General features: G+C 71.4%; 24 protein-coding genes and 1 tRNA gene. 18 read left to right on the forward strand and 7 right to left on the reverse strand.

Features of this window, described 5'->3' with window-relative positions; translation table 11 throughout:
* Nucleotides 1-205 precede the first annotated feature (205 nt).
* On the forward strand, nt 206-661 hold the full coding sequence (locus AB0L45_RS20965) for a carboxymuconolactone decarboxylase family protein (RefSeq protein ID WP_365842230.1): 456 nt from the start codon (nt 206-208) through the stop codon (nt 659-661).
* Nucleotides 662-733: 72 nt separating this feature from the next.
* Here AB0L45_RS20965 and AB0L45_RS20970 read toward each other — a convergent pair whose 3' ends face one another.
* Together AB0L45_RS20970 and AB0L45_RS20975 are read right to left on the reverse strand one after the other, a co-directional pair.
* A complete protein-coding gene (locus tag AB0L45_RS20970) occupies nt 734-1,366 on the reverse strand; it encodes an AAA family ATPase (protein WP_365841989.1) in 633 nt (210 codons plus the stop codon).
* Between the two features lie 84 nt (nt 1,367-1,450).
* Entirely contained in the window at nt 1,451-2,674 is a 1,224-nt protein-coding gene (locus AB0L45_RS20975) for a beta-ketoacyl-[acyl-carrier-protein] synthase family protein (RefSeq protein ID WP_365841991.1), read from the reverse strand.
* Nucleotides 2,675-3,083: 409 nt separating this feature from the next.
* Here AB0L45_RS20975 and AB0L45_RS20980 point away from each other — a divergent pair, with 409 nt between their 5' ends.
* The 3 genes from AB0L45_RS20980 (at nt 3,084) to AB0L45_RS20990 (ending at nt 7,739) form a co-directional block, all read left to right on the forward strand.
* Nucleotides 3,084-5,306, forward strand: coding sequence for an NADP-dependent isocitrate dehydrogenase (locus tag AB0L45_RS20980; protein WP_365841993.1), 2,223 nt, complete (start codon nt 3,084-3,086; stop codon nt 5,304-5,306).
* A gap of 364 nt (nt 5,307-5,670) precedes the next feature.
* Nucleotides 5,671-7,071 (forward strand): sensor histidine kinase, encoded by a 1,401-nt coding sequence (locus AB0L45_RS20985; RefSeq protein ID WP_365841995.1) that lies wholly within the window; start codon nt 5,671-5,673, stop codon nt 7,069-7,071.
* Nucleotides 7,068-7,739, forward strand: a complete 672-nt coding sequence (locus AB0L45_RS20990; protein WP_365841997.1) for a response regulator transcription factor — start codon at nt 7,068-7,070, stop codon at nt 7,737-7,739. The genes AB0L45_RS20985 and AB0L45_RS20990 overlap by 4 nt, the downstream gene beginning before the upstream one ends.
* A 70-nt stretch (nt 7,740-7,809) precedes the next feature.
* On the opposite strand, the gene AB0L45_RS20995 is transcribed toward AB0L45_RS20990, so the two are convergent.
* Nucleotides 7,810-8,922, reverse strand: coding sequence for an NAD(P)/FAD-dependent oxidoreductase (locus tag AB0L45_RS20995; RefSeq protein ID WP_365841999.1), 1,113 nt, complete (start codon nt 8,920-8,922; stop codon nt 7,810-7,812).
* 133 nt (nt 8,923-9,055) lie between these two features.
* Between AB0L45_RS20995 and AB0L45_RS21000 the strand changes: the two genes are divergently transcribed.
* Nucleotides 9,056-9,682, forward strand: coding sequence for a helix-turn-helix domain-containing protein (locus AB0L45_RS21000; RefSeq protein ID WP_365842001.1), 627 nt, complete (start codon nt 9,056-9,058; stop codon nt 9,680-9,682).
* Nucleotides 9,683-9,743: 61 nt separating this feature from the next.
* Here the strand turns inward: AB0L45_RS21000 and AB0L45_RS21005 are convergent, their stop codons facing one another.
* Nucleotides 9,744-10,544 carry a LysR family transcriptional regulator substrate-binding protein gene (locus tag AB0L45_RS21005; RefSeq protein ID WP_365842003.1) on the reverse strand — a complete coding sequence of 267 codons (801 nt, stop codon included), beginning with the start codon at nt 10,542-10,544 and terminating at the stop codon, nt 9,744-9,746.
* Between the two features lie 58 nt (nt 10,545-10,602).
* Here AB0L45_RS21005 and AB0L45_RS21010 point away from each other — a divergent pair, with 58 nt between their 5' ends.
* The 4 genes from AB0L45_RS21010 (at nt 10,603) to AB0L45_RS21025 (ending at nt 13,360) form a co-directional block, all read left to right on the forward strand.
* Entirely contained in the window at nt 10,603-11,007 is a 405-nt protein-coding gene (locus tag AB0L45_RS21010) for a DUF5997 family protein (RefSeq protein ID WP_365842004.1), read from the forward strand.
* A 213-nt stretch (nt 11,008-11,220) separates the two neighbouring features.
* The gene (locus AB0L45_RS21015; protein ID WP_365842006.1) at nt 11,221-11,571 is read left to right on the forward strand and encodes a hypothetical protein; all 351 of its coding nucleotides are present in this window, start codon (nt 11,221-11,223) and stop codon (nt 11,569-11,571) included.
* Nucleotides 11,572-11,653: 82 nt separating this feature from the next.
* Nucleotides 11,654-12,355: a HEAT repeat domain-containing protein gene (locus AB0L45_RS21020; RefSeq protein ID WP_365842008.1), complete on the forward strand. Its 702-nt coding sequence runs from the start codon at nt 11,654-11,656 to the stop codon at nt 12,353-12,355.
* Nucleotides 12,356-12,358: 3 nt separating this feature from the next.
* A complete protein-coding gene (locus AB0L45_RS21025) occupies nt 12,359-13,360 on the forward strand; it encodes a MerR family transcriptional regulator (RefSeq protein WP_365842010.1) in 1,002 nt (333 codons plus the stop codon).
* 104 nt (nt 13,361-13,464) lie between these two features.
* Here AB0L45_RS21025 and AB0L45_RS21030 read toward each other — a convergent pair whose 3' ends face one another.
* Nucleotides 13,465-13,965 carry a hypothetical protein gene (locus tag AB0L45_RS21030; protein ID WP_365842012.1) on the reverse strand — a complete coding sequence of 167 codons (501 nt, stop codon included), beginning with the start codon at nt 13,963-13,965 and terminating at the stop codon, nt 13,465-13,467.
* A 196-nt stretch (nt 13,966-14,161) separates the two neighbouring features.
* Between AB0L45_RS21030 and argC the strand changes: the two genes are divergently transcribed.
* From argC to AB0L45_RS21060, 6 genes are all read left to right on the forward strand, one after another.
* The gene (gene argC, locus AB0L45_RS21035; protein WP_365842014.1) at nt 14,162-15,190 is read left to right on the forward strand and encodes an N-acetyl-gamma-glutamyl-phosphate reductase; all 1,029 of its coding nucleotides are present in this window, start codon (nt 14,162-14,164) and stop codon (nt 15,188-15,190) included.
* Nucleotides 15,187-16,341: a bifunctional glutamate N-acetyltransferase/amino-acid acetyltransferase ArgJ gene (gene argJ, locus AB0L45_RS21040; RefSeq protein ID WP_365842016.1), complete on the forward strand. Its 1,155-nt coding sequence runs from the start codon at nt 15,187-15,189 to the stop codon at nt 16,339-16,341. Before argC ends, argJ begins: the two co-directional genes overlap by 4 nt.
* Nucleotides 16,338-17,303: an acetylglutamate kinase gene (gene argB, locus AB0L45_RS21045; protein WP_365842018.1), complete on the forward strand. Its 966-nt coding sequence runs from the start codon at nt 16,338-16,340 to the stop codon at nt 17,301-17,303. Before argJ ends, argB begins: the two co-directional genes overlap by 4 nt.
* Entirely contained in the window at nt 17,300-18,556 is a 1,257-nt protein-coding gene (locus AB0L45_RS21050) for an acetylornithine transaminase (RefSeq protein ID WP_365842020.1), read from the forward strand. Before argB ends, AB0L45_RS21050 begins: the two co-directional genes overlap by 4 nt.
* Nucleotides 18,557-18,564: 8 nt before the next feature.
* A complete protein-coding gene (locus AB0L45_RS21055) occupies nt 18,565-19,107 on the forward strand; it encodes an arginine repressor (RefSeq protein WP_365842022.1) in 543 nt (180 codons plus the stop codon).
* Between the two features lie 86 nt (nt 19,108-19,193).
* The gene (locus tag AB0L45_RS21060; RefSeq protein WP_365842024.1) at nt 19,194-20,363 is read left to right on the forward strand and encodes an amidohydrolase family protein; all 1,170 of its coding nucleotides are present in this window, start codon (nt 19,194-19,196) and stop codon (nt 20,361-20,363) included.
* Nucleotides 20,364-20,398: 35 nt separating this feature from the next.
* On the opposite strand, the gene AB0L45_RS21065 is transcribed toward AB0L45_RS21060, so the two are convergent.
* Complete coding sequence (locus AB0L45_RS21065) at nt 20,399-21,010, reverse strand: ATP-binding protein (protein ID WP_365842026.1); 612 nt, start codon at nt 21,008-21,010, stop codon at nt 20,399-20,401.
* A gap of 163 nt (nt 21,011-21,173) precedes the next feature.
* On the opposite strand from AB0L45_RS21065, the gene AB0L45_RS21070 reads away from it, so the two are divergent.
* Entirely contained in the window at nt 21,174-22,442 is a 1,269-nt protein-coding gene (locus AB0L45_RS21070; protein ID WP_365842029.1) for an XRE family transcriptional regulator, read from the forward strand.
* A complete protein-coding gene (locus AB0L45_RS21075; protein WP_365842031.1) occupies nt 22,439-22,972 on the forward strand; it encodes a GNAT family N-acetyltransferase in 534 nt (177 codons plus the stop codon). The genes AB0L45_RS21070 and AB0L45_RS21075 overlap by 4 nt, the downstream gene beginning before the upstream one ends.
* Before the next feature lie 71 nt (nt 22,973-23,043).
* Here the strand turns inward: AB0L45_RS21075 and AB0L45_RS21080 are convergent.
* Nucleotides 23,044-23,117: transfer RNA gene (locus AB0L45_RS21080), tRNA-Pro, on the reverse strand.
* Nucleotides 23,118-23,271: 154 nt separating this feature from the next.
* Between AB0L45_RS21080 and AB0L45_RS21085 the strand changes: the two genes are divergently transcribed.
* The gene (locus AB0L45_RS21085; protein WP_365842033.1) at nt 23,272-23,637 is read left to right on the forward strand and encodes a DUF488 family protein; all 366 of its coding nucleotides are present in this window, start codon (nt 23,272-23,274) and stop codon (nt 23,635-23,637) included.
* Nucleotides 23,638-23,675: the final 38 nt, after the last annotated feature.

Consider the following 23,675-nt stretch of genomic DNA (forward strand, 5'->3'; position numbering starts at 1 on the left):
CCCGCACCAGCCCGGCGCCTCGGACCGAGGCAGGAGAGAGAAGGAACAGGAGCCCGTCATGCAGGACAGAGAGAACACACAGAGCGCTGTGAGCACCGAGTACGCAGAGAGCACTCAGGACGCAGAGAGTACTCAGGACGCACGGAGTGCTCAGGGCTCACAGAACCCTCAGGACATACAGGGCACCCAGGCTTCGGCGGCCCCCCTGCAAGCCCGGATCCAGAATCCGGCCCAGCTTCTCCCCGGTGTCGTGGACCCGCTCCTCGCCGTTCTGAAGGCGGTCAAGAAGGCCGGTGTCCCGCAGGCGACGCTCGATCTGGTCCACCTCCGGGCGAGCCAGATCAACGGATGCAGCTACTGCGTGTACGGCGGCACGCTCCAGGCCCAGAAGGCCGGTGAGCGCGACGAACGGCTGCACACCGTGGCGGCCTGGGCCGACGCCCCCTTCTTCACCCCGGCCGAGCGCGCCGCGCTGGCGTTCACCGAGGCCGTCACCCGGCTCAGCGACCGTACCGACCCGGTACCGGACGCGGTCTGGAACGAGGCCGCGCGCCACTACGACGAGCGGCAGCTCTCCGGCCTGGTCCTCATGATCGGCGTGACGAACCTCTTCAACCGGATCAACGTCTCCACCCGGCAGGTCGCGGGCCCGGCCTGGTGACAGCGCCCGGTGCGCCGCCCCGACAGGTGGCACACCGGCTCGCGGAATCGCTCCCCGGGCCGCCCGCGGCAGTCAGTCGAAGCGGATGTGCTTGACGCTCGTCCACGTACGGCGCAACCGCCCCCGCAGCGCACTGTCGGTGTCGGGGGCCGGCTCCAGCCCGGCCGAACCGGCGATACGGTCGGCGACCTGCGCGACCGTGAGCCGGTCGGTCCACACCTGCTCGGCGAACTCCGGCCCGCGCAACCGCTCCAGACAGTGATCCAGCTTCGACACGGCGAAACTCTCCCGCCCCAACGGGGTGTCCTTGCCGGCGACGCGACCCAGGAGGTGCCCGAAGCCGCGCTCACGCAGCCGCCGCAGCACCGTACGCCGGTCGGCGAGCAGCGCGAAGTGCCGGACGTCGTGGCCGCGTTCCCGCAACCGGCCGATGATCTCGTGGAAGTACGCCGGTTCCACGAGCGTCATCGGGGCGATCACCGTACCGGGGTGCTCGGTCAGGGCCAGGTCCAGCACCTCGTACACGCCCTGCCGCCAGGCCGGCAGGTCCTGGAAGTCGCCACGCAGGGCCGGCGGCGTCATCCGCCGCAGCCCGAAGCCGACGTGCTCGGGGTCGCAGATGACGCTGCCGGGCAGCCGGCGCCGGAGCTCGTGCGCGGTCTGCGTCTTGCCGCCGCCGAACGGGCCGTTGATCCACAGGAGCATGGGCGGCACTCTACGAGTACGGGTTCCGGCGGGGCGAGGGCTCCCGCGTCGGCTGCGGACGCGTACGGCCGTCTCGCCCCGCCCTCAGCGCGCCACCGTGAACAGCAGGCACGCGTTGTGCCCGCCGAAACCGAAGGAGTTCGTGAGAGCGGCGGACACGGGGCCCTTCCGCGGCTCGCCCGTCACGACGTCGAGGCCGATCTCCGGATCGAGAGTGTCGACATTCTGCGTCGCGGGGACGACGCCGTCGCGTACGGCGAGGATCGCGGCCAGCGCGCCCGTCGCCCCGGCCGCCCCGAAGAGGTGGCCGGTCATCGACTTGGTCGCGGTGACGGACGGGTGGGTGCCGACGGCCTCCGTGATCGAGTGGGCCTCCGCAAGGTCGCCCTGGGGCGTGGACGTCGCATGGGCGTGCACATGATCGATGTCGTGCGGGGCCAGCCCGGCGGCGGACAGGGCCAGCCGCATCGCGCGGACCTGGCCCTCGGGGTGGGCGGCCGTGATGTGATGGGCGTCCGAGGTGACGCCCGCGCCCGCGAGGGTGGCGTGCGCACGGGCCGCGCGGGCGGCGGCGAACCCGGCGCGCTCCAGGACGACCACGGCCGACCCCTCGCCGATCACGAAGCCGTCCCGGTCGACGTCGAACGGGCGGGACGCCAGGTGGGGCTCGTCGTTGCGCGTCGAGTGCGCCTTGGCCTGGGCGAAGCCCGCGAGCGGCAGCGGATGGAGACAGGCTTCGGCGCCGCCCGCCACGACCACGTCGGCCCGGCCGAGCCGGATCAGGTCCAGGCCCATCGCGATGGCCTCGGCCCCCGAGGCGCACGCGCTGACCGGGGTGTGCGCGCCGCCACGCGCTCCCAGTTCGATGCTGACCCAGGCGGCGGGGCCGTTCGCCATCAGCATCGGGACGGTGTGCGGGGACACCTTCCGTACGCCGGAGGCTTCGAGCACGTCGTCCTGGCCGAGCATGGTGAGCGCCCCACCCGTACCCGTACCGATCACCACGGCGAGCCGCTCCGGATCGACGGCCGGCGCGCCCGCGTCGGCCCACGCCTCGCGCGCCGCGACGAGCGCGACCTGCTCGCACCGGTCCATGCGCCGGGCCTGCACCCGGTCCAGGACCGTGCCCGGCTCGACCGCGAGCCGGCCCGCGATCCGTACGGGCAGGCCGGCGGCCCACTCCTCCTCGATGGCGCTGATACCGGACCGCCCGGCCAGCATGGCGTCCCACGTCGAGGCGGCGTCCCCGCCCAGCGGCGTGGTGGCCCCGATTCCGGTGACCAGCACGTCTTCGGTGACAGTACGCATGGCACGAACCCCCTTTGTCGGATAGAGACAACTCCCCGGGCCAGGTCGGACGAGGGAGTGATCGACTTGGTGCTCACTCTGTCAGGGAACCGCGGGGGCTGGAGGTGGGAGCTTCCACGGAGTTGGGTGGGGCTGAGTTGTGGGAAGTTACCAACCGGGTCGCTGGTCCCAGGCGCATTCCGGTCGCAGTCGCATCGTTCGCCAGGCCGGCACGTGACCGCGGTCTCCCGGGCAGCTGCCGAGGCGCATCCCGGCGGAGAACTGCGACAGTCATCCCGGCAGTCACCCCCCGGCATTGGCCCCAGCCGCCCCCGACCCGCCCCCGACAGACCAGGGCCCTTCCGGCAAGGACCCGATCACGAGATATCTTGATGTCGAGCAATGTTGCAGACGTGGAGCGGAGCACCCGGTGACTGACTCGACCATCATCTACACACACACTGACGAGGCCCCGGCCCTGGCGACGTATTCGTTCCTGCCGGTGATCGAGGCCTACGCCTCGACGGCCGGGGTCACGGTGGAGAGCCGTGACATCTCGCTGGCGGGCCGGATCATCGCCGGCTTCCCGGAGTGGCTCCAGGAGGACCAGCGCATCGACGACGCCCTCGCCGAGCTCGGCGAGCTGGCGAAGACGCCCGAGGCCAACATCATCAAGCTGCCGAACATCTCGGCCTCCATCCCGCAGCTGAAGGCGGCCGTCGCCGAACTGCAGGAGCAGGGTTACGCGCTGCCGGACTACCCGGACGACCCCAAGACCGACGAGGAGCGCGACATCCGCGCCCGCTACGACAAGGTCAAGGGCAGCGCCGTCAACCCGGTGCTGCGTGAGGGCAACTCCGACCGCCGCGCCCCCGCCTCGGTCAAGAACTACGCCAAGGCCAACCCGCACCGGATGGGTGCCTGGTCCGCCGACTCCAAGACCAACGTCGCGCACATGACCGGCGACGACTTCCGCTCCACCGAGAAGTCCGTGGTCATCGCCGAGGACGGCACCCTGCGCATCGAGCTGGCCGGCGACGACGGCTCCACCACCGTCCTGCGCGAGTCGGTACCGGTCCTCGCGGGCGAGGTCGTGGACGCCTCCGTCATGCGCGTCGCCGTGCTGCGCGAGTTCCTCAAGGAGCAGGTCGCGCGCGCCAAGGCCGAGGGCGTGCTGTTCTCGGTGCACCTCAAGGCCACCATGATGAAGGTCTCCGACCCGATCATCTTCGGCCACGTGGTGCGCGCCTTCTTCCCGAAGACCTTCGCCCAGTACGGTGACGTGCTCGCCAAGGCCGGCCTGACCCCGAACGACGGTCTCGGCGGCATCTGGAAGGGCCTGGAGTCGCTGCCCCAGGGCGAGGAGATCAAGGCGTCCTTCGACGCCGAGCTGGCCGAGGGCCCGGACCTGGCCATGGTCGACTCCCACCGGGGCATCACCAACCTGCACGTCCCCAGCGACGTCATCGTGGACGCCTCCATGCCGGCCATGATCCGTACCTCGGGTCACATGTGGAACAAGGACGACCAGGAGCAGGACGCCCTGGCCGTCATCCCGGACAGCAGCTACGCCGGCATCTACCAGGCCGTCATCGACGACTGCAAGGCGAACGGCGCGTACGACCCGTCGACCATGGGCTCGGTGCCGAACGTCGGCCTGATGGCGCAGAAGGCCGAGGAGTACGGCAGCCACGACAAGACCTTCGAGATCCCCACCACCGGCACGGTGCGGGTCCTCGACAAGGACGGCAACGCGGTCCTGGAGCAGACGGTCGCCACCGGCGACATCTTCCGCATGTGCCAGACCAAGGACGTGCCGATCCGCGACTGGGTGAAGCTGGCCGTCACCCGCGCCCGCGCGACCGGCGACCCGGCGGTGTTCTGGCTGGACGAGGGCCGCGCCCACGACGCCAACCTCATCGCCAAGGTCAAGCAGTACCTCCCGGAGCACGACACCGAGGGCCTGCAGATCGAGATCATGTCGCCGGTCGAGGCGACCAAGTTCTCCGTCGAGCGCATCCGCCGCGGCGAGAACACCATCTCCGTCACCGGCAACGTCCTGCGTGACTACCTCACCGACCTGTTCCCGATCCTGGAGCTGGGCACCAGCGCCAAGATGCTCTCGGTGGTGCCGCTCATCAACGGCGGTGGCCTCTTCGAGACCGGCGCCGGCGGCTCCGCGCCCAAGCACGTCCAGCAGCTGGTCAAGGAGAACTACCTGCGCTGGGACAGCCTGGGCGAGTTCCTCGCGCTCGCGGTGAGCTTCGAGCACCTCGCGCAGAAGACGGGCAACGCGCGCGCCCAGGTGCTCGCCGACACCCTCGACCGCGCGACCGGCACCTTCCTCGCCGAGAACAAGTCGCCCAGCCGCAAGCTCGGCGGCATCGACAACCGCGGCAGCCACTTCTACCTGGCCCTGTACTGGGCCCAGGAGCTGGCCCGGCAGACCGAGGACAAGCAGCTCGCGGAGTCCTTCGCGGCGCTCGCGGCGACGCTGGCCGAGCAGGAGCAGACGATCGTCGACGAGCTGATCGCCGTCCAGGGCAAGCCGGCCGACATCGGCGGTTACTACCAGCCCTCGGTGGCCAAGGCCGCGGCCGTCATGCGCCCGTCGCAGACGTTCAACCAGGCGCTCGCCACCCTCGGCAGCTGACACGGCAGCAGGGCACGGCGGACGGACGCTTCCGTCCGCCGCGCCCCGCGCCTGCGTGACGGGTCCGCCCCGGCCGGCACATCCGCCCGGCCGGGGCGGACCTGTACGTGTACGTGTATCCGTGCCCGTGGCCGTACGGGTACCGGTGCGCGTATGTGTACCGGTGCCCGTACGTGTTCCGGTACCCGCCCCGTACCCGTAGTACTTCGGAGCTACGTGACGGGTGCCCTCCCCGGCGGGACGCCGACCACACACCGTGAGCCGTAACTTCCGTACCGAAGCGCGCGCTTCATTGGTGATGGAAGGCCCCTCCAGGAGGAGATCGTGCACGGTGCTTAGGGTTCAGCATGTGGGGGAGAACGGTGTGGGCGCCCGAACGGGGCCGGCAAGGCGGCTGTCGACGTTCGTACGGGGAGTGCCGCGCGCGCTGCGTGAGGATCTGGTGAGCGGTGCCGGCCGGCCCCTGCCGACGGGGGAACGGCCCGGCTGGCTGGTCTGGCAGCCGCTCATCGTGCTCCTGCTGGGGTCTCTCGCGTTGATCATCAGCGTGTTCAGCATCAACCTCCTGGCCTTCGCCCCGGGCTACCGCTTCGCCATGGGGTTCGCCGTGCTCCTCGGCGGCGGCCAGGCGCTGGCCCTCGTCGTGGCGGCATTCCGGCCGGTGGCGGCTTGGTGGGCGGCGACGGCCGGCACGATCGTCATCGCCGTGGCGATGGACACCCCGCATCCGGGGGACGGGCCGCACCCCTGGGCCCTCACCCAGGCGTTCACCGCGGACGTGGTGCACCCCTGGCTGGGACCGGGGCTCGCCGTTCAGGCCGGGATCCTGTTCCTGCTCGCGTTGCGCCACCGCCTCCGCGTGGCGGCCGGAGCGCTGACCCTCACGGTCCTCACGGTGCTGGCGTGCAGCATCAGCGCCGGACCGCTCCACCCCGTCTCCCTCGGCAGTGCCACGGCCGTCCTCGTCACCGTCGTCGTGGTCGGCGCAGCCCTCCGCGGCCGCCAAGTGGCCCGTACCGAACTCGTCGTACAGGAGGAGATCACCAGCGAGGAGCGGGCCCGCCGCACCCTCCTGGAGGAGCGCAGCCGGATCGCCCGCGAACTGCACGACGTGGTCGCCCACCACATGTCCGTGATCTCCATCCAGGCGCAGGTCGCCCCGCACCTGGCCGAGAACCCGTCCGACGCGCTGAAGGAGAACCTGGCGGGCATCCGCACGAACGCGGTGGAGGCGCTGACCGAACTGCGGCGCGTACTGGGCGTACTGCGCTCCGAGGACGCGCCGGGAGCGGGCGGCGCTGCCCCGCACGCCCCGCAGCCCACTCTCGACCGCCTCGACGAACTGGTCACCAACGTCCGCAGCGCCGGGCTGACGGTCACCACCACACACACCGGGGAACGGCGCCCGCTGGCGCCGGGCGTCGAACTGTCCGCGTTCCGCATCGTTCAGGAAGCGCTCAGCAACGCGATGCGGCACGCGCCCGGCGCGCGCGTCGCCGTGACCATCGCCTACCGCCCGGCCGCACTCACCGTACGCGTCGTCAACACCGCGCCGGACCGGCCTGTCGCCCCTTCCCCGGGCGCCGGCCACGGCCTGCTCGGCATGCGCGAACGTACCGCCATGCTGGCCGGCGACCTGGCCGCCGGCCCGACACCCGACGGCGGCTACGAGGTGACCGCCGTCCTGCCCACCGAACCGCACGCCGGCCCCACCGCCCTGTCCACCCCCGCCGCCCGTCCCGACCCCGCCGAGGCCACCCCATGACGACCATCCGCGTGCTCATCGCCGACGACCAGGTCATGGTCCGTCAGGGATTCACGGTGCTGCTCGACGCCGAACCCGGCATCGAGGTCGCCGGCCAAGCCGTGGACGGCCTGGACGCCCTCGCCCAGGCCGCCGAACTCGAGCCCGACGTCGTCCTGATGGACATCCGGATGCCCGGCCTCGACGGCATCGAGGCCACCCGCCGCCTCACCGGCGACCCCGGATCCACCGCCAAGGTGCTCGTCCTGACCACCTTCGACCTCGACGAGTACGTGTACGAGGCGCTGCGCGCCGGCGCGTCCGGGTTCCTGCTCAAGGACGCCTCGGCCACCGAACTCGCCCAAGCGGTACGCGTGGTGGCGGCCGGTGACGCACTGCTCGCGCCGAACATCACCAAACGCCTGATAGCCGAGTTCTCCCGGATGACCGGCCCACCGCGCGCACCCCTCAAGGACCGCGTCGGCGACCTGACGGAACGCGAGACCGAAGTCCTCTCCCTGATCGCCCAGGGCCTGTCGAACGCGGAGATCGCTGACCGCCTGGTGGTCGCCGAGCAGACCGTGAAGACCCACGTCAGCCGCATCCTGGTCAAGCTCGGGCTGCGCGACCGTACACAGGCGGCGGTCTTCGCGTACGAGACGGGGCTGATACGGCCGACCGGATACTGACGGCCCCGGCCGGTCACCGAGCCGACGGCCCCGGCCGGTCACCGGAACCGACAGCCCCAGGCACAGGCATCTACGGCACCAGATGCTTCAGCCCCTCCGCACACTGCTTGGCCAGCTCGGAGGACCGGGGCAGCATCAGCTGCTCGTACGCGCGCACGGCGTCGTCCACCCGCTCCTCGCCGGCCAGCGCCTGCGCCAGGTCGGTACCGTCGAGCAATGCGTGGTTGACGCCCACGCCGAGCGGCGGCATCAGATGTGCGGCGTCACCCAGCAGCGTGACGCCGGGGACGGACTCCCAGACATGCGGTACGGGCAGCGCGAACAGCGGCCGGTGGGCGAAGTCGTGGTCGCCGTTCAGCGCCGCGTACCGCAGGCCCTCGGCCCACCCGTCGAGCCGCTGCGCCAGGTACGCGCGTACGGACGCCGTGTCGTCGGGGTCCACTCCGACGGTCGCGTGCCAGTCCTGCGGAGCCCGGAACGCCACGTACGTACGGATGTGGCCGTTGCTGTTGCGCTGGACGAACAGGTGCGTCGCGTCGGACCCCGCCACCAGCGTGCCCGGGCCGACCAGCTCCGCCAGGCCGGGGTGGCGGACGTCGCTGTCGTCGAAGCCGGTCTCGACGAAGGTGACGCCGGTGTATGCCGGCAGGGCGTCCGAGACGGCCGGACGGACCCGCGACCAGGCGCCGTCGGCACCGACGACCAGGTCGAAGTCCTCGGTGGTGCCGTCCGTGAACACCAGGCGGCAGGTGCCGTCGCCGAGCGGCCGGACGCTGCTGACCGGGTGCCCCCAGCGGACCGTACCCGGTGCGAGTGAGTCCAGCAGCAGCCCCCGCAGCTGCCCCCGGTCGATCTCCGGCCGGTCCTCCTCGCCCGCGCCCTCGTCCCCGGGCGGCCACTCCTGCTCCAGGGCGGCCGCGGTGATGTGATCCACCTTCCGCCACTCCTGGCCTTCGGGGCGGGACAGGGCGCGGAACCGGTCGAGCAGTCCTGCCGCGCGCAGAGCCGCCTGGCCCGTGTCCGGGTGCAGGTCGAGCGAGCCGCCCTGCGGGCGGGCCTCGAAGGCCGCCTCGCGCTCGAAGACGGTCACGGAACGGCCGTGGAGTTGCAGCACGCGGGCACAGGCCAGGCCACCGGGGCCCGCGCCGACGATCGCGACACGGGCCGCACGGGTGAGGTTCATGAGTCGGTCCCCCTCCAGGGGTGCAGGGAAAGCCGGGTCGAACGCCCGGCACCGAACCAAAAAAAGCACACCCACTAAAAAAGCGCAATCGCTAAACCTTCGGAGTCGCTACACTGCGAGGTAGGCTGCACCCGTGACCGAACTCCCACCCCGCATCGAGCCCCCCGCGCCCCCGAAGCCCGACGCCCCCGTCGGCCGCCGCGAACGCAAGAAGGCCCAGACGCGCAAGGCGCTGGCCGACGCCGCCCTGCGGCTCTTCCTGGAACGTGGTTACGAGCAGGTCGGCGTCAAGGAGATCGCCGACGCCGCCGACGTGTCGGTCACGACCCTGTTCAAGCACTTCGCCGGCAAGGAAGCGCTCGTCTTCGACCAGGACGACGACATCGAGGCCGCCCTCGTCGCCGCCGTACGCGACCGGGCCCCCGGCCAGTCGGTCCTCCAGGCCCTGCGCGCTTACGTGCTGCTCACCGAGGAGCACGCCGCGCACCACGACTTCTCCGCGTTCAGCCGGCTGGTGACCGAGACCCCGGCGCTACGCGAGTACGCCCAGCGCATGTGGATGCGCCACGAAACGGCCCTGGCGCGCGCCATCGCCGATGCGGTCGGCGCCCCCGAGGACGACATCACCTGCGCCGCCCTGGCCCACTTCGCCCTCGCCTCCCGCACACTCACCGAGCAGCACCCCGTGCCCCGCCGGGCCACCGAAGAGATCTTCGCTCTGCTGGAACGGGGGTGGGAGGCGGTCCGTCCTCGGAGCTGACGGCATGCCGCGGCCCCGTCGAGAGCCAGGTACGCCCCCGCCGGGCCGGTGCCGATGCTGGTTACGAGCGGCGGCGGGGCTTGCCGCGCCGGGCGCCCTTCGCGGCCGCCGAGCCGCTGCGCGGGCTCCTCGTGCCCTTGCCGGCCGGCTTACCGGCCGTCGGCTTCTGCCGGGCGCCGGCCTTGCCCGCGTTCCCGGACTTCGGCCGGCCCTGAGCCCGGTCCTTGGTCTCCGTCTGCTCCGGGGACCGGTCGCGGCCGCGGGTGCTGTTGACGGTCCGGCCGCGGACGATACCGATGAAGTCCTCGACCTGGTCGGTGGTCCGCTCCTCCGGCCAGGCCAGGGCGACCTGGGACTGCGGGGCGTCCGTCAGCGTCCGGTACTTCAGGTCCTTGCGGTGGTGCAGCCGGGCCAGCGACTGCGGGACGACCAGCAGGCCGATGCCGGCCGCCACCAGCTCGATGGCGTCCGCCGTCGTCGCGGGCCGCTCGAACGCAGGCTGCCCCGGCGGGCGCTCCCAGCCGAGGGTGTCGTCCTGGGGATGCAGCACGATCTCGTCGGCCAGGTCCTCGGTGGAGACCTCGTCGGCCGCCGTGAAGAGGTGGTCCTTCGGGACCACGACCACCGTCGTCTCCGTGTAGAGCGGAATCGCGCTGAAGAACGTACGGTCGGCCGGCAGCCGTACGAAACCCGCGTCGGCGCCGCCGTCCCGCAGGACGTCGTACGCCTCGGTGGCGGGCGTCGCGACGAGTTCCAGCGGGATGCCGGGCAGCCGCTCGTTCCAGATACGCACCCACTTGGTGGGCGTCACCCCCGGGACGTACGCGAGCCGGAACGAGAGGGTTTCTTCCGAGCCTGTCACTCCGCCAGGTTACCGGTCGTGGTCAGAGGTAGCGCACACGATCGATACCCTTGACACCATGACGTCGCACCAGAACACCCAGACGATGAAGCCCGCGACCGCGGCGAAGAAGCTGGGTGTGTACCTCGAAGCCACCCCCGCCGAATTCCAGGAGGGTGTCGTCTCGCGCGCCGAACTGAACGCGCTGCAGACCGACCCGCCCGAGTGGCTCCGGGAGCTGCGACGCAACGGCCCGCACCCGCGCCCCGTCGTGGCGGCCCGGCTGGGCGTCTCCATCTCGGGCCTCGCCCGCGGCGGGATCACCGAGGCACTCACCACGGAGCAGATCGACGCGCTGAAGGCGGAGTCCCCCGAGTGGCTCCAGAAGGAGCGCGCCACCCAGGCCGAGGTCCGCAAGGAGACCGTGCGGATCAAGGAGAAGCACAAGGCGGAGCAGGCGAAGCGCGAGCAGCAGGGCGAGTGACGGAAGGCGCGGGGCGCGGAACGGGGCGCGAGGCGCGCAAGAGGGCGCGGGGTGCCCGTCCGCGCTCCTGATGCCCCGTTCCCCGTAAGCTCGCCGGCCCCGAAGCGGAACGGGCACCCGCGCTTCCGCCGCCCCTCTGGTGCCGTTTCGTTGACACCGGTGACTTCCTGGGACGAGGTGGCCCCACCGGGGCGCCCGAAGCCAGGGGGAAAAATGCGCAAGCTCGCCATGTCCGCCGCCAGTGTGTCGCTCGCCGTGGGAGCCCTCGGGCTCGCCATGGCGCCCGCCGCCACCGCGGCGACGCCCTGTCCGTCCGGAGCGGTCTGCATCCGCGAGACGAACGGCAGCATCCTGAGCAAGAACATCTTCTACAGCTACGGCGCCCACAACCTGTCCAACGTCACCGGTGACCGGGTGATCGTCAACAACCAGACCGGCGGCGCAGGCTTCCAGTTCTGCTACGGATACAACGGCACCGGCGGCTGCTCCGTCGTGATGCGCGGCGTGGGCGAGTCCGCGCCGTACAACATGACGCCGATCAACTCCGTCGTGCTCGTGCGCTGAGCCCCGCGGGCCCGGGCGGCGGGCTGCGGTTGACCTTGACACGGTGACAAGGTCTTCACTGCTTGCCGAGGAGGTGGTCTCGATGACGACCACGAGCATGGACACGGCAAGGGACGCGGGCGCGGCAAAGGACACCGGTGCGGTACGGGCGCTCCAGAGGCTGGCGGACGACCGTGCGTCGGTGCGGCTGCGAGCCGCGCTGGCGGTCGGCGCGACACCCGACCCGCGCTGCGTCGGCCCGCTCGTCGAGCGCTGCGCGATCGAGCCCGAGTTCTTCGTCCGCGACATGCTGACCTGGGCGCTCACCCGTCACCCGGTGTCCCTGACGCTCCCCGCGCTGGTCCGCGAAGTGCGCTCGGAGCGTGCGCAGGCACGGAGCCAGGCACTGCACACGCTGTCCAAGATCGGGGACCGGCGGGGGTGGGCGGTGATCACACCGGAGCTGCTGTCCGACGCCGACGACGAGGTGGCGCGCAGCGCCTGGCGGGCCGCGACCGTGCTCGTACCGGCAGGTGAGGAGCCCGCCCTGGCCACGGCGCTGGCGACGCAGCTCGGGCGCGGCGGGCGGCAGACGCAGCTGAGCCTCAGCCGGGCACTGGTCGCGCTGGGCGAGGCGACGGTACCGGCTCTGCGTACCGCGGCGACGGCCGCCGACCCGCGCGTACGGGCGCACGCGCTCGCCACTCGACGCCTGCTGCGCGACCCGGAGGCCGGCTTCGAGGCGGCGATCGAGGAGGCGAAGCGCGTCGTGGCCCTCGGCGGATCCGTGGACGAGGGACGATAGGACGTGTTGATCGGCGAGGTGGCGCGGCGTTCCGGGGTCAGTGCCCGCATGCTCCGGCATTACGAGTCGCTCGGCCTGGTGCGCCCTTCGGAGCGTACGGGCTCCGGCTACCGGGAGTACTCCGCCGAGGACGTCCGGCGGATCTTCCACATCGAGAGCCTGCGGTCGCTGGGTCTGTCGCTGCGGGAGATCGGGCGCGCGCTCGACGAGCCCGGCTTCACGCCCGCGGCGCTCGTCGACGACCTCATCCGTCAGACGCGCGAACGCATCGCGGCGGAGACCGAGCTGCTCACGCGGCTGCGCCGGATCGATGCCGCGGACCCCGCCGGCTGGGAGGACGTCCTCCAAGTCGTCGCGCTCCTTCAGGCACTGGGGTCGAAGAGCGCCGACGTGCGCCAGCGCGCGGCGCTCTCCTCGGCCGACGAGGTCCCGGTACCGGTGGAGGCGCTGGCCGAGGCGGCACTGAGCGAGACGGACCCGAACGTCGCCGGAGCCCTGCGATGGGCGCTGGCCCGCTCGGGCGACGGCGGCCCGGCACTGCTGGCCGAGGGCCTGCGCGCACCGGTGGCCGCGGTGCGGGAACGAGCCGTCCGGTCCCTGGCCGAAATGCCCGGTGACGAGGCCACCGCCCAGCTGCGGGACGCTCTCGCGAGCCCCGACGCCGTGGTCCGCGGACATGCGGCCGTGGCGCTCGGGGCGCGCGGGGTGTCCGATGCGGTCCCGGCGCTCATCGGCATGATCGCGGAAGGACGGAACGACACCGACGCGGCCGACGCACTGAGCGTGCTGGCGGGCGACACCGCGACGGCTGACCGGATCGCCGGCGCACTCGTCGACCGCCTCACCCGCGACACCACCGAAGCACCTGCCCGCGGACGGCTGACCCAGGCACTGGCAGGCATCCCGGGAGCGACGGCGACCCAGGCCCTCACGGACCTGTCACAGGACGAGGACCGCGCCGTCGCCCTGACCGCGACATACCTCCTCCGCCTACGCGGCGACTGACCGCCCCGCCCTGCCCCATTCCGCCTGCCAGGACCCACCCTGTCCCTGCTCCTGCCCCACTGCGCCCGAGAGCTCCGGCCGGTACCTCTCGCCGCCCGAAGCGCTCAGGATGATTCCGGACGGTTGCAGAGGAAGCAGCCCTCCCAGTGCGGCAGCGCGCTGAGCACCCGATGTCGTGCGCACGAGGCCACCGCACGTTCCTCCGGAGACGGAAAGCCTCCACCGAGCTGAGTACCGCCGCTCGGCACGAAGGACGTGACCATGGAGGTGAACTGCAGCAGGTAGTCACGGGCGAAAGGCGGGTCGTACTCCAACTCGTTCCACCGGTGGCGGCTCAGTGCCAGTGCGGCGGTGCGCAGGACGAAGTCCTTCGATCGGGCGCGCTCCACCATGGACGCGCCCCACGCGATGTCCCGCAGGTCGAAGCCGACGGCCCCGCGCCCCATCACGTTCTGGTCCTGCAACGTCAGGAGAGCGGCGAACCGGTAGTCCCACTCGTCATCGGCAAGATCAGACACCGCAAGCATCAGTACGTCGATGAACACCACAGTGCCGCCATTGGACAGGTGGAGACTCTGCCCACCGCCCCGGAACACGTTCCCCATCGGCCCACGGTACGTCAGCGGCAACCGGCCACCGCCCACGTTCCGAAGGGTCAGCCGTGACCCATCCGCGCGCCTGGCCGAGTCACCGCACACCCGCTGACCGAGGCGCTCAGTCACACCCACCCCACCCACCAGACCCCGCCATTGCATAATCCTGCCAATATCCGTATAGTCATGCCCTCAAGGAGGAGGGTCCATGTCAGTACGAGCAGCAGTGGCCGGAGCGAGTGGCTATGCCGGGGGAGAGGTTCTGCGGCTGCTTCTGGGGCATCCGGAGGTCGAGATCGGCGCGGTGACCGCGCACGGCAACGCCGGGCAGCGGCTCGGGGCGGTGCAGCCGCACCTGGTGCCGCTGGCCGGGCGCGAGCTGGTGGCCACCACGGCCGAAGCGCTGGCCGGGCACGACGTCGTCTTTCTCGCGCTGCCGCACGGGCAGTCCGCCGCGGTGGCCGAGGCGCTCGGGCCCGAGGTGCTGGTCGTGGACTGCGGCGCGGACTTCCGGCTGACGGACGCCGCGGACTGGGAGAAGTTCTACGGTTCGCCGCACGCCGGCACCTGGCCGTACGGGCTGCCCGAGCTGCCCGGCGCACGCGAGGCACTGCGCGGCGCCCGGCGCATCGCGGTCCCGGGCTGCTACCCGACGGCCGTCTCGCTGGCCCTCTTCCCCGCGTACGCGGCGGGGCTCGCCGAGCCGGAGGCCGTCGTGGTCGCCGCCTCGGGCGCCTCCGGCGCGGGCAAGGCGCCCAAGCCGCACCTGCTGGGCAGCGAGGTGATGGGCTCGATGAGCCCGTACGGCGTGGGCGGCGGGCACCGGCACACGCCCGAGATGGCGCAGAACCTGAGCGCCGCGGCGGGGGAGCCGGTCACGGTCTCCTTCACGCCGACGCTCGCGCCCATGTCCCGCGGCATCCTCGCCACCTGTTCCGCCAAGGCCAGGCCCGGCGTGGACGCGGCCGATGTGCGGGCCGCGTACGAGAAGGCGCTGGGTGACGAACCGTTCGTCCAGCTGCTCCCGGAGGGGCAGTGGCCGTCCACCGCGGCCGTGTACGGGGCGAACACCGCACTGGTGCAGGTCGCCCACGACACGGCGGCCGGCCGGATCGTCGTGGTCAGCGCCATCGACAACCTGACGAAGGGCACCGCCGGCGGCGCGGTGCAGAGCATGAACATCGCCCTGGGCCTCGACGAGGCCACCGGGCTCTCAACGATCGGAGTCGCACCGTGAGCGTCACGGCAGCCAAGGGTTTCTCGGCGGCGGGCATCGCCGCCGGGATCAAGGAGAACGGGAACCCGGACCTCGCCCTGGTGGTGAACAACGGTCCGCGACTGGCCGCCGCCGGCGTCTTCACCAGCAACCGCGTCAAGGCCGCTCCGGTCATCTGGTCCGAGCAGGTCCTCAAGGGCGGCCAGGTCTCGGCCGTCGTCCTCAACTCCGGCGGCGCCAACGCCTGCACCGGCCCCGAGGGCTTCCAGGACACCCACGCCACCGCCGAGAAGGCCGCCGAGGTCCTCAAGGGGCACAGCGCGGGCGAGATCGCCATCGCCTCCACCGGACTGATCGGCGTCCGGCTGCCGATGGACAAGCTGCTGCCGGGCGTGGAGAAGGCCGCCGTCGAGCTGAGTGTGCACGGTGGGGAGAAGGCCGCCATCGCGATCAAGACCACGGACAGCGTGCACAAGACCGCGGTGGTCAGCGGGGACGGGTGGACGGTCGGCGGCATGGCCAAGGGTGCGGGCATGCTCGCGCCGGGGCTCGCCACCATGCTCGTCGTCCTGACCACCGACGCCGACCTGGAGCCGCCGGTCCTGGACCGGGCGCTGCGCGACGCGACGCGGACCACCTTCGACCGGGTCGACTCGGACGGCTGCATGTCCACCAACGACACGGTGCTGCTGCTCGCCTCGGGCGCGTCCGGAGAGGTGCCGGAGTACGACGCGTTCGCCGACGCGGTCCGCACGGTCTGCGACGACCTGGCGCGGCAGCTCATCGGGGACGCGGAGGGCGCGACCAAGGACATCCGCATCGAGGTCGTGAACGCGGCGAGCGAGGACGACGCGGTCGAGGTCGGCCGGTCCATCGCCCGGAACAACCTGCTGAAGTGCGCCATTCATGGTGAGGACCCGAACTGGGGCCGGGTGCTGTCCGCGATCGGCACCACCTCCGCCGTCTTCGACCCGGACCGGCTGAACGTCGCCATCAACGACGTATGGGTGTGCAAGAACGGGTCGGTGGGCGAGGACCGGGACCAGGTCGACATGCGCTACCGGGAGGTACGGATCACCGCCGACCTCAGCGCGGGCACCGAGTCCGCGGTGATCTGGGCGAACGACCTCACCGCCGATTACGTCCACGAGAACAGCGCGTACTCCTCATGAGCACCCGCAAGCACACCGCGCTGCCCAAGGCCCGCACCCTCATCGAGGCGCTGCCCTGGCTGACCCGGCACCACGGCAAGACCGTCGTCATCAAGTTCGGCGGCAACGCCATGGTCGACGAGGAGCTGAAGGCCGCCTTCGCGCAGGACGTCGTCTTCCTGCGGCACGCCGGACTCCGCCCGGTCGTCGTGCACGGCGGCGGCCCGCAGATCAGCGCCCAGCTGGACCGGCTGGGCCTGACCTCGGAGTTCAAGGCGGGCCTGCGGGTCACCACGCCCGAGGCGATGGACGTCGTACGGATGGTGCTCGCCGGACAGGTGCAGCGCGAACTGGTCGGACTGCTCAACCAGCACGGCCCGCTCGCCGTCGGCATGACCGGCGAGGACGCCCACCTCATGAGCGCCACCCGGCACTACGCCGAGGTGGACGGGGAACGGGTGGACATCGGGCGGGTCGGCGAGGTCACCGCGATCGACACCGGCGCCGTACAGGCCCTGCTGGACGACGGCCGCATTCCGGTCATCTCCTCCGTCGCCCGCAGCGCCGACGAGGGCGACGGGACCGGCGTCTTCAACGTCAACGCCGACACCGCGGCGGCGGCCCTGGCCGCGGCCCTCGGCGCCGAGACGCTGATGGTCCTCACCGACGTGGAAGGCCTGTACGAGGACTGGCCGCACAGCGACGAGGTGATCTCCCGGCTCACCGCCACCGAACTGGAGAAGCTGCTGCCCGACCTGGCCAGCGGCATGGTGCCGAAGATGCGGGGCTGCCTGCACGCCGTACGCAACGGGGTGCACACCGCCCGGGTCATCGACGGCCGGGTCCAGCACGCGATCCTGCTGGAGATCTTCACCGACGAGGGGATCGGCACGATGGTCGTGCCGGACGAGCAGCCGGACACCGGCGCGGCGGCTGTCGGCGCGCCGGCCACCGGCACCAGCGAGAAGGCGGGAGCGGCATGACCGGCACGGCCACGGGGACGACGACCTGCACCACGCCCGGAGCGGCGGTGTCCAACACCGCACTCACCGAGCGCTGGCAGGGCTCGATGATGGACAACTTCGGCACGCCGCGCGTCCCCCTCGTACGCGGCGCGGGCGTCCAGGTCTGGGACGCCGACGGCAACGCCTACCTCGACTTCCTCGGCGGCATCGCCGTCAACGCCCTCGGCCACGCGCACCCCGCCGTCGTGCGCGCCGTCTCCGAGCAGATCGCCACCCTCGGGCACGTCTCCAACTTCTTCGTCGCCGAGCCGACCGTCGCGCTCGCCGAACGGCTGCTGGACATCGCCGGCCGCCCCGGAAGGGTCTACTTCTCCAACTCCGGCGCGGAGGCCAACGAGGCCGCCTTCAAGATCGGCCGGCTGACCGGCCGTCCGCACATGGTCGCCACGGCCGGCGGCTTCCACGGCCGCACCATGGGCGCCCTCGCGCTGACCGGCCAGCCCGCCAAGCAGGACCCGTTCCGGCCGCTCCCCGGCGACGTCGACTTCGTCCCGTACGGGGACGCCGACGCCCTGCGCGCCGCCGTCACCACCGACACCGCCCTCGTGATCATCGAACCGGTGCAGGGCGAGAACGGCGTCGTCGTACCGCCCCCCGGCTACCTCGCCGCCGCCCGCGAGATCACCGCCGCCACCGGCACGCTGCTCGTCCTGGACGAGATCCAGACCGGCATCGGCCGTACGGGCCACTGGCTGGCGTCGCAGGCCCAGGGCGTCGAGGCCGACGTGATCACCCTCGCCAAGGGCCTCGGCGGCGGCCTGCCCCTCGGCGCCACCCTCGCCTTCGGCCCGGCCGCCGGCCTGCTGACGCCCGGCACGCACGGCTCGACGTTCAGCGGCAACCCGGTCGTGTGCGCGGGGGCGCTCGCCGTCCTGGACACGATCGCGGCCGACGGACTCCTCGACCACGTCAAGCAGGTGGGGGAGCGGCTGCGTGGCGGGATCGAGGCGTCGGCGCACCCGCTCGTCGGCCAGGTCCGCGGCGCGGGACTCCTCCTGGGTATCGTCTTGTCCGAGCCCGTCGCACCGCAGGTGCAGCGAGCGGCTCAGGACGCGGGCCTCCTGGTGAACGCGGTCGCGCCGGACGTCATCCGGCTCGCCCCGCCGCTGATCGTCTCGGACGACGAAGCGGATACGTTCCTCCGGAAGCTCCCCGCCGTCCTCGACGCGGCCCTCGCCGGGGCACACGGGGTACAACGATCCGGAGACTGACGACAACGATGACCGAGGCGCAGGACAACGAGACGCCGCACGGGGGACCTGCCGTACCGCAGACCCGCACCGCCCGCCACCGCCGGATCGTGGACATCCTCAACCGGCAGGCCGTCCGCTCCCAGAGCCAGCTCGCCAAGCTGCTCGCCGACGACGGGCTGTCCGTCACCCAGGCCACCCTCTCCCGTGACCTGGACGAACTGGGCGCGGTGAAGATCCGCAACACCGGCGGCGAGCTGATCTACGCGGTACCGAGCGAGGGCGGCGACCGCAAGCCGCGGGCGCCGCTGGGGGAGTCCGCCAAGGAGGAGCGGATGCGCCGGCTCTCCGGCGAACTCCTCATCTCGGCGGAGGCGTCCGCCAACCTCGTGGTCCTGCGCACCCCGCCCGGCGCCGCCCAGTTCCTCGCCTCCGCCATCGACCAGGCCGAACTGCACGACATCCTCGGCACCATCGCCGGCGACGACACGCTGATGCTGATCAGCCGCGACCCGGCCGGCGGCCAGGCCCTCGCCGACCACCTGCTGAACCTGGCGCAAAAGGCACGCTGAACCGCACGTTCCCCCCGTTCCGCCCGCCGTCCGGCTGTACTGGGCCCGGAGCCCGGCCGCGGCGGCCGGGCGGCACGGGAGGACCGATGCTGGCGGTACGCGCACGAGCGCTGTTCGACGGGGTAGGACCAGGACTGATCGAGCGGCCCACCGTACTGATCGAAAACGGCCGGATCGCCGCCGTCCGCCCCGGCGGGCTGCCGCTCATCGGCACCGAGATCCTCGACCTGGGCACCGCCACCCTCCTCCCCGGCCTCATCGACACCCACACCCACCTGTCCTTCGACGCGAGCGACGACGTCATCGGCCGGCTCACCGAAGCCGACGACGCCACCCTCCTCGACCGGATCCGGGCCGCCGCGCGCGCCTCGCTGGCCGCCGGGGTCACGACCGTACGGGACCTCGGCGACCGCGCCTACCTCACCCTGCGCCTGCGCGCGGAAACGGCGGCCGATCCGGCCGCGGGCCCGCACGTGATCGCCTCCGGCCCGCCGCTCACCACCACCCGCGGCCACTGCTGGTTCCTCGGCGGCCAGGCGGAGGGCGTGGACGGCGTCCGCGCGGCCGTACGGGAACGGGCCGAGCGCGGCGTGGACCTCGTCAAAGTCATGGTGACCGGAGGCGACCTGACCCCCGGCTCCGACCCGTACAGCGTCCAGTACGGCCGCGACGAACTGCGCGCCGTCGTCGACGAGGCGCACCGCCACGGCCTCCCGGTCACCGCCCACGCCCATGCCGTCGCGGGCATCCGCGAAGCGGTGGCGACCGGCTTCGACACCATCGAACACTGCTTCTTCCTCACGGAATCCGGCGTCGACTTCGACCGCGAAGTGATCGAGGACATGACCCGCCGCGGCGTGACCGCCTCCCTCACCCTCGGCGCCCTCCCCGGCGGCCCACCCCCACCACCCCACATCGCCCGCCGCATCCCGTCCCTCATCACCGGCCTGGCCACCCTCCGCGAAGCCGGCGTCACCCTCGCCCTCGGCAGCGACTCCGGCATCTTCCCGATCAAGGCCCACGGCAGCCACCCGTACGGCATCACCGCCATGACCGACTTCGGCTTCACCCCCGTAGAGGCCCTGCGCGCCGCCACCTCGACAGCCGCCCTGGTGACCGGCGTGAGCGACCGCAAGGGCCGCATCGCGGCGGGCTACGACGCGGACCTGGTGGCGGTGGGCGGGGATCCGGTGGCGGATGTGTCGGCTGTGGTTGATGTGGTGGCGGTGATTCGGGGTGGGGTGCGGGTGGGGTAGGAAGAGTACTGAGCCGAGGCCGGTGGGCCACGCCGCTACCGCCGGTCCTCCATCTGCTCGCGCGGCATGATCAGGGTGAGGCGGTCGGGACGCCGGGATGTCCACAGCCTTTGTCCCCACTCCGGTCGTAGCACCCACACGGTCCCGCCGTGCACGTCCGTGACGATGCCGCGTCGACGGGCATCCTCATCGTGGATCAGGTCGCCGACCCACGGGCTTTGCCCGCCCCCTGTCCTCGTCTCCTTTCCATGCAACTCCGCCCACACCCGCTTGCCCCAGGGCAGGGGATCGGCACCCCAGGCCGGCGCCAGACCGGCCACGAGCGTCAGACCGCGTCCGCTCTCGTCCTCTCCGCCCGGCTCGCGGAGTTCCGGGAGCTGCATCGACTTGTCCACGACAGCGATCCGCACTCGGGCTGCCCCCGGCCGGGTGACCGAGACCCGGACGGAACGGCTCCGCGCGTGCCGGACGGCGTTGCACACCAGCTCGGACACGATCAGGGCACCGTCCTCCGCCAGCTCTTCCAAATCCCAGGCGGCGAGAGCGGCGCGCACCAGGCGTCTGGCGGTGGCCGCGCTCCCGGGGGTGCGGGAGAGGGTCTCGGTGTAACCCGGAGGCCCAGTAGGGCGGGAAGTGGTCGCGATCATGAGAACCCTCGTCCGTGAGCGGATGCCATGGCAGCCGGCTGCTCAGTAAACGCCGCGTCGTGACTGAGCGTGAGGAAATGTCGCGCCACTGTGCCGGGCGAGGGACCGGAAATTTCGCGGCTGCTCCGGTGCCGAGATCGTTCATTCTGGCTACCTTGAGGATGTGGAGGCGAACAGGCACCTGGCAGTCGCACTCGGTCAAGCCGGACTGACCCAGGCCGAGTTGGCGGACGCAGTGAATGATTACCTGCGATCTCTCGGCCTGGAGGGAACGGTCAGTGATCGCACTGTGCGGTACTGGCTGACCGGAAAGACCCGCTGGCCTCACCCTCGGCAACGCGAGGCCTTGGAAACTGTTTTCGGCTGTACGGCTGAGGATATGGGCTTCGAACCACCAGCGGGCAAAAGAATTCCTATCAGTGCCACGGAGGCCCCTGTGCGGCGTCGCAACTTCATAACGGCCACCACCGCGACGGCAGCAGCGGCCGTGCCTCTGGTCGCTGCTCGGCCGTACGCAGTCGGCACCGCCGACGTCATACGGCTCCGTGGTGGCTTGGATGCCCTTACCGCCCTGGATGCCACACGAGGCGGGCACGAGAGCCTGGAGCGGGCCGCGCTGGCAGGTGCCTCTGATGCGCTCGGATTACAGAAGCGGGCAGCGTCGCAACGCATTCGCCAGCGCCTCTTCAGCCTCGCCGCCAACTACACTGCCAGCGCCGCTTGGTCGGCTGTGGACGCGCACCAGAGCGACCGGGCGCAGGGACACCTGAACAGGGCCCTTTATCTGGCGGGCATGGGCAAGGATTCCGTCGCCGAGCTGCGCGTGTGGAATTCGCACGCCATGCTTGCCTGCCATCGAGGAGACTTCTCGCAGTCTGTGGACGCAGGCAGGGCCGCACAGGGCACTGCCGTGGCGCGCCGGGATCCGCTGTACGCCTCGCTAGCCCATGCGCGCACGGCAATCGGGTATTCCAGCCTTGGGGATCGGCAAGCTGCCTTGCGCTCCCTCGGACGCGCCGAGGAAGCGTTGGTGAAGGCTGCTCCCGATGAGTCCCGCCCATCCTGGGTAGCGTTTTACGGTGCCGCTGAGCTTCTGGCAATCACCGCGATCGTCCGGGACGACATCGGTGACGCGGCCGGAGCGGAGGCAGCCTCTCACCGCGCTCTGGTGGCCATCCCGCAGCAGTTCCGTCGTAACCGGGCGCTGGCTACGCTCCAGCTCGCCTTGACGCAACTCCACCAGCGTGACATCGACCAGGCGTGCGCGACTGCGGAGAAGGTGTTCGCGCTGATGGAAGGCGTCCCCCTGCCAGGGCGGATGCGCTCATTCCTCGGAGATTTCTACCGAGACTTGATCTCTGCTGCCCCGGATACCGATATCGCACGCGAGTGGAAGGACCGCTACCGATCAGAATGGAGTCAGAACCGATGACCCCCGCCCTGGAACTGCGCCACTTCACCCACGACGACCTCGCCGAGATCCGGCAGACATTGATCGATGTGCACGCCGATGTGCACGCCGCCCGGATGACGGACGACGCCTTCCGGCAGAAGTTCCCCTGGTTCGTGGATCACTGGGGCGGCAACCCCGGGTTCTCCTGCGTGATCGCGTACGACGGTGGCGAGGCGGTGGGCTTCGCGTACGGCGCTCCCGGCGCGCCGGGGCGTGAGTGGTGGCGGGGCCACCTGGAGCCCGTACCCGCACCCGGAGAGGACCGCACGTTTCACTTCTCCGAGCTGATGGTGCGCGAGCGCTGGCGGAAGACGGGTACGGCTGAGCGGCTGCACCGGGCGTTGATGGAGGCCAGGAGCGAAGCCCTTGCCGCCCTGCTGGTGGATGTCACTCACCCGAGAGTGCTGGCCCTGTACGAGACCTGGGGGTACCGGAAGATCGGTGAGGACCAGCCGTTCCCGGACTCACCGGTGTACGCGGTCATGATTGCGGACCTACCGTCGGCGTAAACAGGGCGGAAACGATCGAGAAGCCGTACCGGATTCCTCCAATACGGCCTCTGACCTGCGACTCTTACGAGTCGGGACGACAGGATTTGAACCTGCGACCCCTTGACCCCCAGTCAAGTGCGCTACCAAGCTGCGCCACGTCCCGGTGCTCGCTTCGGCCGGGTTTTCCCCGGTCGGGGCGTGCACAAGAAAAATACCCTGTCGGGGGCCCGGATTCCAAAGCGGGGTGTCTTGGAGGGGGTGCGGGTGGGGTCGTGGAGTGCCGTGCGGGGGGCTCGGGGGCGTGGTTGCATGGCGGTATGGGTGGTCACCGCGGGGAGATTCGGCAGCGGCGGGTGTACGAGGAGCCCGAGGCGGCGGACGGGGTGCGGGTGCTCGTCGACCGGCTGTGGCCGCGGGGGCTGGCGAAGGACGCGGCGCGGCTGGACGAGTGGTGCAAGGACGTGGCGCCGTCGAAGGAGCTCCGTACCTGGTACGGGCACCGGCCCGAACGGTACGAGGAGTTCGCCGAGCGGTATCGGGCGGAGCTGGCCGCCGCGCCGGCCGAGGAGGCGCTGGGGCGGTTGCGGGAGTATGCGGCGGCCGGGCCGCTGACGCTGCTGACCGCGACCAAGGGGGTCGAGTTCAGTCATGTGACGGTGTTGGCGGAGGTGCTGGGGGAGTAGCGGGTGGAGTTCTCAGAGCGGGCTTGACCTGCGGTGAT

Source organism: Streptomyces sp. NPDC052496 (assembly GCF_040679095.1).
Lineage (GTDB): Bacteria > Actinomycetota > Actinomycetes > Streptomycetales > Streptomycetaceae > Streptomyces.

Bases quoted from the DNA above. Each gene is read 5' to 3' on its own strand.
- AB0L45_RS21065 (WP_365842026.1), bottom strand. From the start codon at position 21,010: ATGATCGCGACCACTTCCCGCCCTACTGGGCCTCCGGGTTACACCGAG.
- AB0L45_RS20995 (WP_365841999.1), bottom strand. From the start codon at position 8,922: ATGAACCTCACCCGTGCGGCCCGTGTCGCGATCGTCGGCGCGGGCCCC.
- AB0L45_RS20975 (WP_365841991.1), bottom strand. From the start codon at position 2,674: ATGCGTACTGTCACCGAAGACGTGCTGGTCACCGGAATCGGGGCCACC.
- AB0L45_RS21055 (WP_365842022.1), top strand. From the start codon at position 18,565: ATGACCGAGGCGCAGGACAACGAGACGCCGCACGGGGGACCTGCCGTA.
- AB0L45_RS21015 (WP_365842006.1), top strand. From the start codon at position 11,221: ATGCGCAAGCTCGCCATGTCCGCCGCCAGTGTGTCGCTCGCCGTGGGA.
- AB0L45_RS21050 (WP_365842020.1), top strand. From the start codon at position 17,300: ATGACCGGCACGGCCACGGGGACGACGACCTGCACCACGCCCGGAGCG.
- AB0L45_RS21060 (WP_365842024.1), top strand. From the start codon at position 19,194: ATGCTGGCGGTACGCGCACGAGCGCTGTTCGACGGGGTAGGACCAGGA.
- argC (WP_365842014.1), top strand. From the start codon at position 14,162: ATGTCAGTACGAGCAGCAGTGGCCGGAGCGAGTGGCTATGCCGGGGGA.
- AB0L45_RS21020 (WP_365842008.1), top strand. From the start codon at position 11,654: ATGACGACCACGAGCATGGACACGGCAAGGGACGCGGGCGCGGCAAAG.
- AB0L45_RS20970 (WP_365841989.1), bottom strand. From the start codon at position 1,366: ATGCTCCTGTGGATCAACGGCCCGTTCGGCGGCGGCAAGACGCAGACC.
- AB0L45_RS21030 (WP_365842012.1), bottom strand. From the start codon at position 13,965: ATGGGGAACGTGTTCCGGGGCGGTGGGCAGAGTCTCCACCTGTCCAAT.
- argB (WP_365842018.1), top strand. From the start codon at position 16,338: ATGAGCACCCGCAAGCACACCGCGCTGCCCAAGGCCCGCACCCTCATC.
- AB0L45_RS21085 (WP_365842033.1), top strand. From the start codon at position 23,272: ATGGGTGGTCACCGCGGGGAGATTCGGCAGCGGCGGGTGTACGAGGAG.
- AB0L45_RS20990 (WP_365841997.1), top strand. From the start codon at position 7,068: ATGACGACCATCCGCGTGCTCATCGCCGACGACCAGGTCATGGTCCGT.
- AB0L45_RS21010 (WP_365842004.1), top strand. From the start codon at position 10,603: ATGACGTCGCACCAGAACACCCAGACGATGAAGCCCGCGACCGCGGCG.
- AB0L45_RS21075 (WP_365842031.1), top strand. From the start codon at position 22,439: ATGACCCCCGCCCTGGAACTGCGCCACTTCACCCACGACGACCTCGCC.